General features: G+C 37.9%; 16 protein-coding genes. 12 read left to right on the top strand and 4 right to left on the bottom strand.

Going from position 1 to position 13,522, the window contains the following annotated elements:
• Positions 1 to 274: 274 nt before the first annotated feature.
• Genes AC2YHV_RS13600 through chrS form a run of 3 tightly spaced genes read left to right on the top strand, consistent with a single transcriptional unit; the run spans position 275 to position 1,249 of the window.
• A complete protein-coding gene (locus AC2YHV_RS13600) occupies positions 275 to 397 on the top strand; it encodes a hypothetical protein (protein ID WP_487373397.1) in 123 nt (40 codons plus the stop codon).
• An 11-nt stretch (positions 398 to 408) separates the two neighbouring features.
• Positions 409 to 747, top strand: a complete 339-nt coding sequence (locus tag AC2YHV_RS13595; protein WP_487373396.1) for a hypothetical protein — start codon at positions 409 to 411, stop codon at positions 745 to 747.
• Positions 748 to 772: 25 nt separating this feature from the next.
• Complete coding sequence (gene chrS / locus AC2YHV_RS13590) at positions 773 to 1,249, top strand: chromate efflux transcriptional regulator ChrS (protein WP_063577209.1); 477 nt, start codon at positions 773 to 775, stop codon at positions 1,247 to 1,249.
• A 34-nt stretch (positions 1,250 to 1,283) separates the two neighbouring features.
• On the opposite strand, the gene chrA is transcribed toward chrS, so the two are convergent.
• From chrA to AC2YHV_RS13570, 4 genes are all read right to left on the bottom strand, one after another.
• The gene (gene chrA, locus AC2YHV_RS13585) at positions 1,284 to 1,835 is read right to left on the bottom strand and encodes a chromate efflux transporter ChrA (RefSeq protein WP_057275678.1); all 552 of its coding nucleotides are present in this window, start codon (positions 1,833 to 1,835) and stop codon (positions 1,284 to 1,286) included.
• Entirely contained in the window at positions 1,835 to 2,422 is a 588-nt protein-coding gene (chrB, locus tag AC2YHV_RS13580; protein WP_034315014.1) for a chromate efflux transporter ChrB, read from the bottom strand. Before chrB ends, chrA begins: the two co-directional genes overlap by 1 nt.
• Positions 2,423 to 2,846: 424 nt before the next feature.
• Positions 2,847 to 3,719, bottom strand: a complete 873-nt coding sequence (locus tag AC2YHV_RS13575) for a DMT family transporter (RefSeq protein WP_487373395.1) — start codon at positions 3,717 to 3,719, stop codon at positions 2,847 to 2,849.
• A gap of 586 nt (positions 3,720 to 4,305) precedes the next feature.
• Positions 4,306 to 4,515 carry a hypothetical protein gene (locus AC2YHV_RS13570; RefSeq protein WP_057275681.1) on the bottom strand — a complete coding sequence of 70 codons (210 nt, stop codon included), beginning with the start codon at positions 4,513 to 4,515 and terminating at the stop codon, positions 4,306 to 4,308.
• A gap of 665 nt (positions 4,516 to 5,180) precedes the next feature.
• On the opposite strand from AC2YHV_RS13570, the gene AC2YHV_RS13565 reads away from it, so the two are divergent.
• The 9 genes from AC2YHV_RS13565 (at position 5,181) to AC2YHV_RS13525 (ending at position 13,292) form a co-directional block, all read left to right on the top strand.
• Positions 5,181 to 5,543, top strand: coding sequence for a group I truncated hemoglobin (locus tag AC2YHV_RS13565; protein ID WP_191929007.1), 363 nt, complete (start codon positions 5,181 to 5,183; stop codon positions 5,541 to 5,543).
• A 281-nt stretch (positions 5,544 to 5,824) separates the two neighbouring features.
• A complete protein-coding gene (locus tag AC2YHV_RS13560; protein ID WP_057275683.1) occupies positions 5,825 to 6,496 on the top strand; it encodes a GntR family transcriptional regulator in 672 nt (223 codons plus the stop codon).
• Between the two features lie 469 nt (positions 6,497 to 6,965).
• Positions 6,966 to 8,432 carry a 4-hydroxyphenylacetate 3-hydroxylase family protein gene (locus AC2YHV_RS13555; RefSeq protein WP_487373394.1) on the top strand — a complete coding sequence of 489 codons (1,467 nt, stop codon included), beginning with the start codon at positions 6,966 to 6,968 and terminating at the stop codon, positions 8,430 to 8,432.
• Positions 8,433 to 8,460: 28 nt separating this feature from the next.
• Entirely contained in the window at positions 8,461 to 9,252 is a 792-nt protein-coding gene (locus AC2YHV_RS13550; protein ID WP_053533966.1) for a carbon-nitrogen family hydrolase, read from the top strand.
• On the top strand, positions 9,249 to 9,926 hold the full coding sequence (locus tag AC2YHV_RS13545) for a DUF2848 family protein (protein ID WP_194719360.1): 678 nt from the start codon (positions 9,249 to 9,251) through the stop codon (positions 9,924 to 9,926). The genes AC2YHV_RS13550 and AC2YHV_RS13545 overlap by 4 nt, the downstream gene beginning before the upstream one ends.
• A gap of 1 nt (position 9,927) precedes the next feature.
• On the top strand, positions 9,928 to 10,644 hold the full coding sequence (locus AC2YHV_RS13540) for a cupin domain-containing protein (RefSeq protein WP_105718789.1): 717 nt from the start codon (positions 9,928 to 9,930) through the stop codon (positions 10,642 to 10,644).
• 500 nt (positions 10,645 to 11,144) lie between these two features.
• Positions 11,145 to 11,966 (top strand): FAD synthetase family protein, encoded by an 822-nt coding sequence (locus AC2YHV_RS13535; protein WP_106026720.1) that lies wholly within the window; start codon positions 11,145 to 11,147, stop codon positions 11,964 to 11,966.
• Positions 11,966 to 12,427, top strand: coding sequence for a flavin reductase family protein (locus tag AC2YHV_RS13530; protein ID WP_268936670.1), 462 nt, complete (start codon positions 11,966 to 11,968; stop codon positions 12,425 to 12,427). The genes AC2YHV_RS13535 and AC2YHV_RS13530 overlap by 1 nt, the downstream gene beginning before the upstream one ends.
• A gap of 91 nt (positions 12,428 to 12,518) precedes the next feature.
• Positions 12,519 to 13,292, top strand: a complete 774-nt coding sequence (locus tag AC2YHV_RS13525) for an IclR family transcriptional regulator (protein ID WP_487373393.1) — start codon at positions 12,519 to 12,521, stop codon at positions 13,290 to 13,292.
• The last annotated feature ends 230 nt before the right edge of the window (positions 13,293 to 13,522 follow it).

The following is a 13,522-nucleotide window of genomic DNA, read 5'->3' as shown; positions in this document are numbered from 1 at the left end:
CCTGTGTAGGGGGGAATCAGGTAGTATTTAGCAACTCCTCTCAAAACATATACGTAGGATTGCTATGCGGCAACCGTGGAAAAACATAATTTTCACGCGAAACCATTAAACATAACACTTTTCGAAGTTGTTACTAATTATTCATATAGAACTTATTTTAAGTACACCTCTAACGTGAAATGGACCGTTTCTTTATTTAGTTTATACAAAATATTTTGTATTAAGGAAACATTTTGTCGTCAATGAATACTATGTAAAAAAGGAGCTGATCCATATGAATTGTACAAACCGTACGCAGAAAAAAATAATGGCATATTCCGCATTATTCAAAAAAATGGGCATTCTTAATGATGAGGAATATAAAAATATCGCAAAGACCTTTCAATCAAAGGATTGAGGAAGTGTCCCTTGGATATTCATAAACTTTTATCCTGCAGTATACGGTCTGTAAAACCCCCCCTTTCAATCTTAGAAAAGGAGGGGGACTGCAGACTATTAGAATATCAAGGAAGTGTGGGCGATGTTGTCAATTTGCCCGGTTCTAAGTCTATCGATCTTTTTGGCGGCTGCACCCAGCTGGTTGAATTGATGCACCTTAAGTTTGAAAATTACATAAACGATGGACATTTCTTGGCAAGTAGGAGGGCGTTCATTGAAAAGGGATACGAAAAAATTTCTTGCGTTGTTATGCGATGTGAAAAGGAAGATTGTTGTGATCCGATGGTGTTCTCTGCGATAATGGAGTAAAGAAATTGAAAAGGAGTTACGTAAGATGGCGGAGGACTTTAAGATTCCCAGCTTGAAAGTTGATGAGATCGATAAGAAAATCATATCGGTTTTACATGAGGATGCACGAATTTCATATACCGAATTAGCGAAGAAAGTGGAGCTTTCCAGAGTTGCGGTTCAGATGAGAATTAATCATCTAGTTGAAAACGGTGTGATCGAGAGGTTCACTGCGGTCATAAATCCAGCTAAGGTCGGCATCCATGTTTCGGCATTCTTTAACGTGGAGGTTGAGCCAAAATATCTGGAATCGGTCGCGCAGCAATTAGAAAGTGAACCGGCTGTTACGAGTTTATATCATATGACCGGTCCGAGTAAACTCCATATGCACGGAATCTTTACTGATAATCAAGAGATGGAACGCTTTCTTAATGAGAAACTGTATGCGGTCGTCGGTGTTGTCAGCGTTGATTGCCAAATTCTCATTAAACGTTATAAAAGCCGGATGGGCATGAAGCTTTAATAAAAAAATCCCCCTAAATAGGCGGATTTTTTATTTATGTGAGCGGGATGATAAAGCCGCCATACGCAAAGGCAAAAATGATTACGAATGCAGGGTGGATCTTGAATTTACCTAAAGCCAAGAAGGCCAATCCAGCGATGAAGATTGAATGGATGTAGCCGATGGACCCGACCGCGTCCGCTGCCATATTCCAGGTGAGCAATAACATCATGATCGCGATCACGGGCTGTACAAGTAGTGACATGCCTTTTACGATAGGCGATTGCTTGTATTTTCGCAGGATTTTTAATAGATATATCAAAGCCACGGCTGAAGGGATGATCGTGCCTGCCAATGCAGCTAGAAATCCTGGCCAGCCATATACATCATATCCGACATATGCGGCTATTTTCGTGGCGATGGGTCCAGGGAGTGAATTTCCTAACGCGAGCATTTGTGAGAACTCGGTATTATCTAGCCAGCCATAACGGGTGACGATTTGATCATACATAAGCGGAATCGAAGCCGGACCTCCGCCGTAACCAAGAATATTGGCAATGAAAAACGCTAGAAAAACAGTAACTCCTATTGGGATGATAATACCCATTAAGCGGATTCCTCCTTCCTATCAGTCTTTTTATTTTTCAATCTATCCTTTAATTTATAATGAAACGCTCCATATAAAAGAAACATCATAATGACGATACCTGGATGCAGGGAAATGACCTGCAGAAGCAAAAAGGAAATCGCAAAAAAGGTGATTCCGAGCACCTTTCCTAACCCTTTTACCGCCTTTTCGCCAAACTCATAAGCCATTTGACCAAGCATGACAGCGACAACCGGCATGACAGCAGCAATCATATTACTGATCATTGCCGAATTACTTAGAACATTAATGAACGCAATCAAGAAAACCATTGCAATGCATGAAGGTAACACGTGAGCGGCCACACTTACGATGGCTCCCGGCCAGCCTTTTAATTTATAACCAAGATATGCTGCCATCTTCGTGGCAATCGGTCCAGGGAGTGTATTGGCAATCGCCAATGTGTCCCCGAATTCATCATCGTCAAGCCAGTGATAACGGGAAACTGCTTCGTGGCGGATGAGCGGGATGACAGACGGCCCGCCGCCGAATCCTAATATCCCCGTTCTCATCATTCCAATCGTCAATTCCGTATATGGATTTTTCAAAAACGATTCCTCCTTTGTTATAAAATTCAGCATTCATTTCCAAGATTATGAATTAATGATAACAAAAATTCTTTCGAAATGTACATGAAATTATGATAATAATTACGTAATGAATGTATTTTAGGGGATTTTCGATATAATGGGTTGAAATAAACAAAAGAAAGTATCTTTTTGCCTTGAGGAAGGAAGTTTGGATTGCATTAGACAAACAAGCTAGTATAATGCTATTCACTCTAGTGCGATGGGGTATTGGATTCCGCCTTATTAAAGGGGGATAAGAAGGAGAAATTATAAACAAAAAAACAATTTTTCTGCAAGCCCCCTTTTTTAAACGTAAAAAAGAACCCTATGGGCAGCCTGTTTCAGAGTGACTGCTCTATAAGGTGCATTTTTTAATATATAATTCTAATAAATTTAATGTGGGTCATTCTTCCCGAATGACTAATAGCACACCGGTAAAAATTAAGATTGTACCGATCCAAAAGGACAAGCCGATTTGTTCACCTAGTATTAACCAACCTAAAAAAGTACCGACTATAGGCTGTAAAAAGAAAAATAGTCCGCCACTTGAAGCGGTAAGCATTTGCAGTCCGCGATTCCACAGTAAAAAGGCACATGCTGTTGAAATAACGCCCAAGTATAGAAGGCCGCCCCATATGGATGGATGCATGATGGCTTGAAAATCAAGCTCATCCAGTCGACTGATCGTAACAGGGGTTAAAAGGACAATTGCCACAAGCACGGCATAGGTCGTTATAACAATTTGTGAATATTGTCCTGGTACACGTTTGATTAGAACAGACATAAGGGCCCAAGTTAACGCAGCAATAAGCAGTGATACGCCTCCAAGTTGGTGAGATGAGCCAATATGGGCATTTCCGACAATGATACCGACACCGATTGTCGCTAAAATAACAGAAATTGATTTTTTTAAAGTGATCTTTTCTTTTAAAACGATACGTGCAAATATCACCATGAATGCAGGTGTTGTTGAAGTGATGATGGCTCCCATTTGCGCAGAAGAAAGTAGTGTACCAACTTCCTGGGTTACGATGGAAATGGTGTTCCCAACAAGTCCTATAATGAAAACCAAAAGCCAGTCCCGTTTGTCGATCCGCCAAGATTGTTTTGTTATTAAACCAATTGTCAGCAATGCTAAAATCGCAATTACATATCGTAATAATACTAATTCAAGCGGCGGAACAACGTCTACCACAACTTTTACCACAACATACATCCCGCCCCAAATGCTGGCAGCCAGTGATAAATATAAAGAACCTATTATCGTGTTTTTCATTTTTGTACCCTCCGTTTTAACTTAACATTTCCAGTCCTTAACGGAGATGCAGTTTTTCTGCCGTTAAGGAAGAAAAACTGCAGGTACATCATTTTCGAATAGTGGTGACCACAACATCAGCTTTCAGCTCACTTTCCAAAAATATTTATTTTCAATGATGTTAGCTAATTAAAAAGCTATTCGGAGCTGCTACCGATCATTCGTTTCAAACGTCAGTAAGTTATTACCATACTCATTTAAATATACAAGATTTTATATTAATAAAACAACAAATTATAGTATTTAACCTAGCGTACCATTAAGATCATTCGCATTATACTAAAACTTAAAACACTGGAAAAACCCCAACCTTAAAAACTGGTCGGGTTTCTTTTGGTTCATGGATTCTAGTTGGAATAGAAAGAGGGAATTTTAGGGAAGGGAATCAAATGGTACAGTAATTATGCTGATCAAATTGCCGGCAGCGGTAATGATGTAAATAATAATCTGGAAAGAAAAGGTGGATTAGGATTAATAGTCCCTTAAAGAGTTTAATCCTAATCCACCGTTAAGGTGAATTTAGTGTATGTCCTTTCCGGTAGCATCACTATCCGTTATATTTTCTTTCGATTTTCCTGAACTCATCTGATAGTTCAAATAACGTGTGTAAGACGGCTGTTTGAATATATAGATTCATATAATTATCATTGCTCTTCTTTTGAAAAGATAAATCATGTTTTTCATTGATTTTCCGAGTTATACATTCATTAATTTCGCTCCACATTTCTTTCGTTCCTTCTTTAAATTTAGTCTCCATAATCTCCCACTCCTTTTTTATTAGTTTATCCAATCTATTACATTCTTATACTTATTTTTTGGCCAAACTGGTAAATTTTTTATCTTAAAATTAATGTATTCAGTTTTTTTTGGGTATCCTTCTGTTTGAGTGCACACTCGAAAAATAGGAGAGGTCATCACCCAAAAGGAACGCTTCGCTCAGTTTTTAGACAAAAGGGTTCTATCTAAAAGTTAAAAAAGTTGATTGGAACGGATGGCTGCCCCCCGCGGAAAGCGGGTGCCTGGAGGCAACGTTCGAATTGTACAATCCCTAAAAGGGGGCAGGGTGTCATTATCGCATTCCTTCTCTATAGTTACTTTAATTGAGCCATATTCTTGAGTGATGTATTGTACAAATGACAGGAGTTTGGAATAATTAGCATAATGATATTACATGTAAACTTTTATCGATTCATGAGCAGATTTTCAACGAAAACCATTCGAGTAATCTGGCCTTCTTTCATACCTAGCTGCAAGTAGAGTCCAAATTCCATCTTCTAATCCAATTCCAGTAATTTTACGCCTTAAGGGGACAGGTTAGTTGCAAGGGTACTAGAGCAGAAGGAGATATTATTGAAAGATAAGGAATAAAATCCAATTTTCTACAAATAATACTTCTATTAATTACAAATTAGGAGTGTGGATATGGAACAAACACTTTATGAAAAAGTCGGCGGAGAAGAAGCGATAGCAAAAGTTGTGGACTATTTTTACTCCGAATTGGTCCTTAAAGATGAGACAGTTAATCATTTTTTTGAAAAAACGGATATGGAAAAGCAACGGAGTCATCAGACAAAATTTATTAGTTTTGCATTAGGCGGCCCAAAACAATATTCTGGACAATCCATGGCAAAGGCGCACCAAGGATTGAATCTGCAACCTGCCCATTTTAATGCCATTGTCAAACATCTTAATGATGCGCTTGCTCACTTTGGGGTGAATGAAGCTGACAGAGATACAGCTTTGTCTAAAGTTGCTTCACTAAAAGATGATATTTTGAATAAATGAATATCGATCCATCCCCCATCTGGGGGTTTTTTATTTGGATTTTTTTATCCTTTTGTTACATGTTTTTGACTTTCATAATAATGATTTTTATATGAAGTTGCGTTTTAAGAAAATTACAAAGATAATGCCCGTTTTTTAAAATTCAGAAAAATGGAAAATATATTATTGACTTATGTCTGTAGTATTATGTATTATGTATACATAACACATATGGGATTTAGCCAATCATATAGATTCAAGTTGTTCGAATTGTAAAGACTTACCAAAAAGGACGGATTAATATGGCAGGAATTCATTTAAAACCAATCGAAAAGGAAAGAACAACACAAGATAAAGTTTATAATCAAATAAAAAAAGCCATTTTATTTGGTGGTATTACCAGTGATGAAATATTTACAGAAGTTCAATTAGCGGAAAGGTTAGATACTTCAAGAACTCCGGTAAGAGCAGCTATTCAAGATTTGGTGAAGGAAGGATTACTTGTTTCCATTCCGAGGAAGGGTTTAACTGTAAGAAAGATTACTCCAGAGGAACAAGATGAAATCTTTTTACTAAGAAGTGCCATTGAAGTTGAATCGGTGAAAAAACTAACAAAAGAAATTACATCACCTGAACAACTGAGGTTGCTTAAATTAATTCTGAAGCAGCAAGAAGAAGCATTGCAAAATGATGATGCTATTAGTTTTATCAGGCTAGACCATGAGTTTCATCTCTCGTTGACAAGACTGGCAAACTTCACCATAATAGAGCAAGTTTTGAACAATCTTCATAACCTTACTCAGCTAATGGGGTTAAAAGCAGTCAGTAAACTTGGGAGAATGAAAAATGTTTTAATGGAACATACCCAGATTATCCAGGCTTTAGAGGAGAAAAATCCCGAACTGGCTTCACAGGCGATTTTAAACCATTTGGAAAAAACAAAAGAAACATTGATTATTGTTGATAATTCCTGATTTTCTATCAAATGCTTGAAGGAAGGGATTGCTCCAAGTAAAAGATAGTTTACTATATTTCTAGGGGACAAAAAATAATGGTTTTGAATAAACTTGCCTATGAAATGGAAGATTTACAGCAAGGTCAAACCAATTCTCACGTTTAGAGCAAAAACCTTGGAGAAATTCTTTCGTATGCTTTTTCCTGGGTTTTTGCTTAAATAGTAAGCCATTGTTTTGAAAGATACGTCTATAGTTCATTGCAAATGAAAGCGTTTACCCGTCGTTAATGTTCATAGGTGAAAATATTTAAGGGATAAACATTAAAATTCAATATGACTTTACCGACCATAATTACATGATAGGAATTGGCAAAGTCTTTAATGTATACACAATACATAATACATTAAACAAAATACAATTAAGGTTCGTTTTGTGCTGTTAAATCGTTAAAACATGTACTTATTCAAACATATAGGAGGAATCAGGTATGGTTAGAACAGGTAAAGAATATTTACAGACATTGAAAGATGATAGGGCAATCTACATAAATGGGGAACGAGTAAAGGATGTGACGACCCACCCAGCTTTTACGGGAATTACCCATACCATTGCAGGCTTATACGACCTAGCATGGGATGAATCTCAGAATATGACATACAAAACTGAGGACGGTACGCTAGCAAATAAAATTTATATGATTCCAAGGAGTCGGGAAGAACTTAAAGAGAGAAGATTGGCGATTTCTAAATGGTCTGAAGCAACTTGTGGATTTGTCGGAAGAAGCCCTGATCACGTTGCCAGCTTTTTGGCTGCTTTTTCCAGTTCACCCGAAGTGTTTGATCGTGGAGGAGAAGGTTATGGAAAGAATGTTTTGAATTTCTATAAACATGTGCGAGATCAAGATCTATATGTAACATACGTTATTATTCCGCCACAAATTGATCGAAGTAAAGCAGCTCATGAGCAGGAAGATAAATTTCTCCCAGTTGGAGTGTACGAAGAAAGGGAGGATGGAATTATTGTTCGAGGTTCTCAAATGCTCGGTACTGCATCAGCCGTATCCGATTACCTATTTGTAAGTTGCCTTACACCACTCAGACCTGGTGATGAAGATTATGCTTTGTCTTTTGTCCTGCCGATTCATGCAAAAGGATTAAAATTTTATGCGAGGCCTGGTTATGCTGAAAAATCACCAAGCACATTTGATTACCCATTGTCCTCCCGTTTTGATGAAAGTGATTCATTAGTTGTTTTTGACGATGTATTTATTCCTTGGCAAGATATTTTTGTTTACAAAAATATTGACATCGTGAGAGCTCAGTTCCATGAAACACCAGCTCACGTATTAGGCAATAATCAAGCGCAAATAAGATTTAGTACTAAATTAAAATTTTTGATTGGTGCTGCCCGAAAAGTTTCTGCGATGAATGGAATCGATAAAATCCCTTCAGTCCAAGAGAAGTTAGGGGAACTCGCTTCAATTGCGGCTTCAGTAGAAGGTAATCTTTTAGCTTCGGAATATAATTGTATCATCGACAAAAACGGTGTGGCACGACCAAATCCACGTTTCCTTTATGGTGTAGTCGGTCAACAGGAAACCATCTATGCTTCCACTATTAAAATTTTACGGGAGTTATGCGGTGGAGGCGTTTTACAATTACCATCCTCATATAAAGAGCTCATCAATCCTGAAACGAAAGATGATATGTATCAATATATACGTTCTACGGGAGTTGGGGCTGAGGAGAAAATTAAACTATTTAAGTTAGTATGGGATATCATTGGTTCAGAATTCGGCGGCAGGCATCAACAGTATGAAATGTTCTATAATGGTGCACCTTTCGTCACGAAAGGCTTTTCATTTAGAAATTACGGCTATGATGAGCCGGTTCAAATGGTGGATGAATTTTTAGGAAGCTATTCACTTCCCACTCAAGTGGAAGAACTAATATAAAAAATATAAATGAAAGGGTGGTGCAGTAATGAAAATAGCATCGATACAATTGGAGATTAAAGATAGTGAGTCTAAATCTGCTCGCATAGATCGTGTGGAGTCAATGATTGATGGATTAAAAGGACAAGATTTAATAGTTTTACCAGAAACGTGGGCAACGGGGTACTTTTCTTTTGATCGCTATATAGACGAATCAGAAGAATTGAATGGCGATTTTGTCCAACGTTTCTCCGCAAAGGCCAAAGAAGTTAAGTCATATATATTTGCAGGTAGTTTTATAGAAAAAAATAATGGAAAATACTACAACACAAGTGTTCTATTTTCTCCGGATGGGACACTAATAGGAACCTATCGAAAAATGCATTTATTTCGTTATGGTTCAAAAGAAGGTCAAATATTGACGAGAGGAAATGAAACAACTGTAGTCGATACAGAATTCGGGAAAGTTGGCTTATCAACTTGTTATGATTTGCGATTTCCTGAATTGTACCGTGCAGAAGTGGATTTAGGAGCAGAGTTACTTCTTGTTACATCAGCTTGGCCGCATAGAAGACTGGAGCATTGGAAATTATTCAATTCAGTTCGGGCATTGGAAAACCAGTGTTTCTTGATTTCGAGTAATTGTGTTGGAAATACTAATGACGTCCTTTTAGCTGGTCATAGTCAAGTGGTTGACCCATGGGGGATTGTTGTGGCTGCTGGAGGAGATGAAGAAACTATTATTAAAACAGAGATTGATCCGGCTCAGGTTGCTAAAATACGTGATGTATTCCCTAATTTGAAGCACCGGGTATTAGATAGGCAGGAGGAATTCAGTTGATAAATATTAATGTTTGTGGAAGAAATATTGTCGCAGACCCTAAACGATTACTTATTGCCGGCTATACGGGAAAAGACCAGGAATCTGTAAAAAAACATATTGATGAATTGAAGGAGATCGGCGTTCCGGCTCCTCCACAAGTTCCGATGATTTACGATCTTTCAACAAATCTCATTACGACAAATAACTCAATTTCAGTTATCCAAGAAAGCAGCAGCGGAGAAGCAGAAGTGGTCATCATGAAAATTGAAGGGAAATGGTATTTAGGACTAGGCAGTGACCACACGGACCGCGGGCTTGAAAAAGTGTCTATTCAGAAATCCAAACAAGTATGCAGCAAACCTATTTCAACACAATTTTGGGCCTTGGATGACGTAAAAGATCGATGGGATGACATTGAAATGAGAAGCTGGATGATCGTCGATGGGGTGAAAAACGAGTACCAAGCAGGCAAGCTAGGAGAATTCTTGCATCCTGAAGAATTGCTCAAAATTATCGAAGAACGTGGCTATGATAGTGAGGATATGATTGTGTTTTGCGGAACATTACCGATTATAAATGGCGAATTCATTTATGGGGAAGCATTTTCAGCAGAATTATATGATCGTTTAACAGATAACAAAATTCAATTGAATTATCAGGTTCATATTTTAGTGGATGCGGAGGTAGTTTGAAATGGAAAAATCAAAAATGAAAATTGATAGAAAACCAGAGTTGGAATTTGTTGAGTATAAAACCTTTGAGGCCGTTCCTTCAAAAACTGTAGAAGGTGCATCTCAACGAATTATTGCGCAGATTCCAGATACTAATGTAGCAACTCGTATCCTTGAACTGGAAGCAGGTACTGATACATCGCCTGATGGCGTGCAAGTCCATGACTTTTGGGAGGAATTATATATTATTGAAGGATCCTTAATCGATTTACGTCTAAATGAGGAATTTACAGCAGGAATGGTTGCATGCCGTCCTCCAGGGATGGAGCATGGTCCATGGAAATCACCTAATGGCTGCAGGATTTTCGAAGTTCGCTATTATGCAGATCAGAAAAAAGAAGAACATGAATTTGTCGATCATACCACTTTTGAAGCGCAGCCTTTTAGTAAAGTTAAGAGCCTTTCTGAAAGAATCATTGCTTCTGACCCTACTACAGGGGTCGCTACAAGAATTCTTCATAACGGTCCAGGGACAGATACATCTCCTAATGGCGTGCAAGTCCATGATTTTTGGGAAGAATTATATATTATTGAAGGATCTTTAATCGATTTGCGTCTAAATGAGGAATTTACAGCAGGAATGGTTGCATGCCGCCCTCCAGGTATGGAACATGGACCGTGGAAATCACCTGATGGCTGTAAGATTTTCGAGGTCCGCTATTACTCCACGGAACAATAAAGAGGCATGTACCGGGATTCTGCATTCCTATAGCAATATGGCAATCCATCAAATGGCTTCTCGTGACATCAAACAACGAGGAGCCTTTTATCTCTGATATATTCTTCCACAGGGACCAAGTGCTGAATGCTCAAATTGATAATTGGGTATCACAGGAAGCAGGTATGTGAATGTTCTGTGTGATGTATTATGTATACAGAATTCATTACACAGAAACCTTTAATCGTTAAAAAACGAGTGCACATACAAGATTATTGGAAAGTTGTTGATTCCGCATGTATGGGTAATTCCCGTCCACCGGGCACGAAACTTGGTCCTTGGTTAGCAAACGGATGCAAGGTTTTTGAAGTCCAGTATTCCATTAAATAAAATCGACAACACCATTTTTCCCCTTTGACAAAATTTTATTAACTTAATGACGGAGAAGGTGAAGCAAGTTGGAAGTTTACCATTTAACACATCCACTAAAGGGATCCCTATATCCAAGGGAGCCTCATGTAATGGCATTAGGTTTTTTTGACGGTGTTCATTTAGGTCATCAATCTCTGTTAATGCAAACCAAGAAAATAGCTGAAAAGAACAATCTTAAATTCACGGCGATGACCTTCGATCCACATCCAAATGAAGTAATCAAATTGGAGAAAGATTGGAGATATATAACTCCCCTGGCTTTAAAGATTGAAAGAATGGCTGCCATTGGAGTGGATAAACTTTTTGTCATAAAGTTTAATTTATCATTTGCTTCCCTTTTGCCATCTGATTTTATTAAACAATATGTTTTAGGTCTTCAAGCTAAACACTTAGTTGTGGGATTTGACTTTACCTTTGGTAAAAAAGCTCAGGGGACTGCTGATTATTTGCAAAAAATGAGTAAAAATAACCCTTTTGATGTAACCGTGATTTCAAAACAGGTACATAATGGCGAAAAAATAAGTTCAACCATAATCAGGAAAATAGTAAGGGCCGGAGATGTCCACCTTGTTCCTTACTATATGGGACATCATTTTGAAGTTAAAGGGGTCGTTTATGGTTCAAATAGACATAAACACGATAAAAAGAAAAATATGGAGTTCCATACCGAAAATAAGTATATCCTGCCAGCGCCAGGTGTATATCATGTAGAAATCAAAACCTGGAACAAAACTTGTCAGGGGTTATTTATAAGATATGGGTCCAGCAGGAAAAATGATGAAATTAGCGGTCAAGTTATAGAAATGCTGAAGGGAGGTGTTGCGGAAGAAGTGACGGTTAAATTTTTAAAACAGATACCTTTTGAGTCAAAGTCTCAGTGCAGTACAAATTTTAAGGAGGTTATAAAATGATGGATGATAGAAATTTTAGAAATGCGATGGGGAAATTTGCTACAGGAGTAACAGTGATCACGACACTTTTAGAAAATGAAGCACACGGTATGACGGCGAATGCATTTATGTCAGTTTCCCTTAACCCAAGGTTGGTTATCATATCCATAGGCGAAAATGCTAAAATGCTAGATAAAATTAATGAATCTGGAAAATTTGCTGTAAATATATTGTCAGATGCCCAAAAAGAGTTATCCATGCATTTTGCAGGGCAGATTAAAGATAATCGCCAGATTGAATTTGGCTGGATAAATGAACTTCCAGTAATAAAAAATGCTTTAGCAAACATCGTCTGTAAGGTCCATAGTAAACAAATAGCTGGGGACCATACACTCTTTATTGGAGAAGTAACTGATCTCGACATTAGCGAAGGGGCACCACTAACCTTCTATGAAGGGAAATACGGCAAAATACTCAGCTAAACTTATGGCAGGATTATTGTTTAAGTTTAATAGTTAAAGTTGTGTGAGCTTTCTACAAAGGGCTTTTGTTGTGGTTAAGGAGGGGAAACTCATGCAAAGCAAAAATAAGACAGTCGTCAAATCAATGGATATCCTTACTCTTTTCTTAACGCATTCAAAGCTAAGTCTTAATGAAATCGTACAGTTTTCAGGGATACCGAAAACATCTGTTTTTCGAATGGTGATGTCACTTGAAGAGATGGGTCTTCTCGATAAAGATAGAGGTGGAAAATACTCACTTGGGCTGTTATTTCTTCAGTTTGGCCATTTAGTAGCTGAACGGTCCGATATTCAAGAAGTAGCACTGCCGTTTATGCAAAAACTTCATGATAAGGTAGGGGAAGCCGTTAATCTCATCGTACTTGATGGCAATGAGGCAATCTGCATCGAAAAACTGGATACAAAACAGCGGGTAAGGCTTAATACGGCAATTGGCCGGAGAATGCCGCTATATGCCGGAGCGTGTTCACGTGTTATTCTCGCTTTTCAGCCGAAGTATGAACAGGAACAATATTTAGAGCAAACCGAACTGAAGTCGATCGCATCTGGAACGATTACAGGTAAAGAGAGACTTCGTATTCTTCTAGAAGAGACTCGAAAAAAGGGATTTACGGTCAGTCACTCGGAACTTGAAAATTATATATCTGCGGTAGCCGCTCCTATTTTTGATCATGAAGGTTATATCATAGCGGGCATTAGTGTTGCAGGTCTTGAGGTGAACTACGAAAAGGAGTTGTTGCCTCCATTGGTTAATAAGGTTAAGTGTGCAGCACTCGAGATTTCACGGAAATTTGGATATACCGATAAACATCTTTGCTTAGGTTGATATATCAATATGTCCACGGTTGAGAACAAATGGCGATTGTCTTTAAACTTTTTTCACCAGAACGACTTTTATCTTTATTGACTGTATTTCTATAATGTACTGTGTATACACAATACATTATACATAATACATATTGAATTAAAAGCTCATTAACTCATGTTCAAGATGATTACGGATGGGAAAGCAATACGAGAGGTAAGAGTCAGGCTCTCTACCTTCTATTAAAGAAA

Source organism: Peribacillus sp. SRI_006, assembly GCF_057586375.1.
This window is presented reverse-complemented; position numbering and strand designations above follow the sequence as displayed.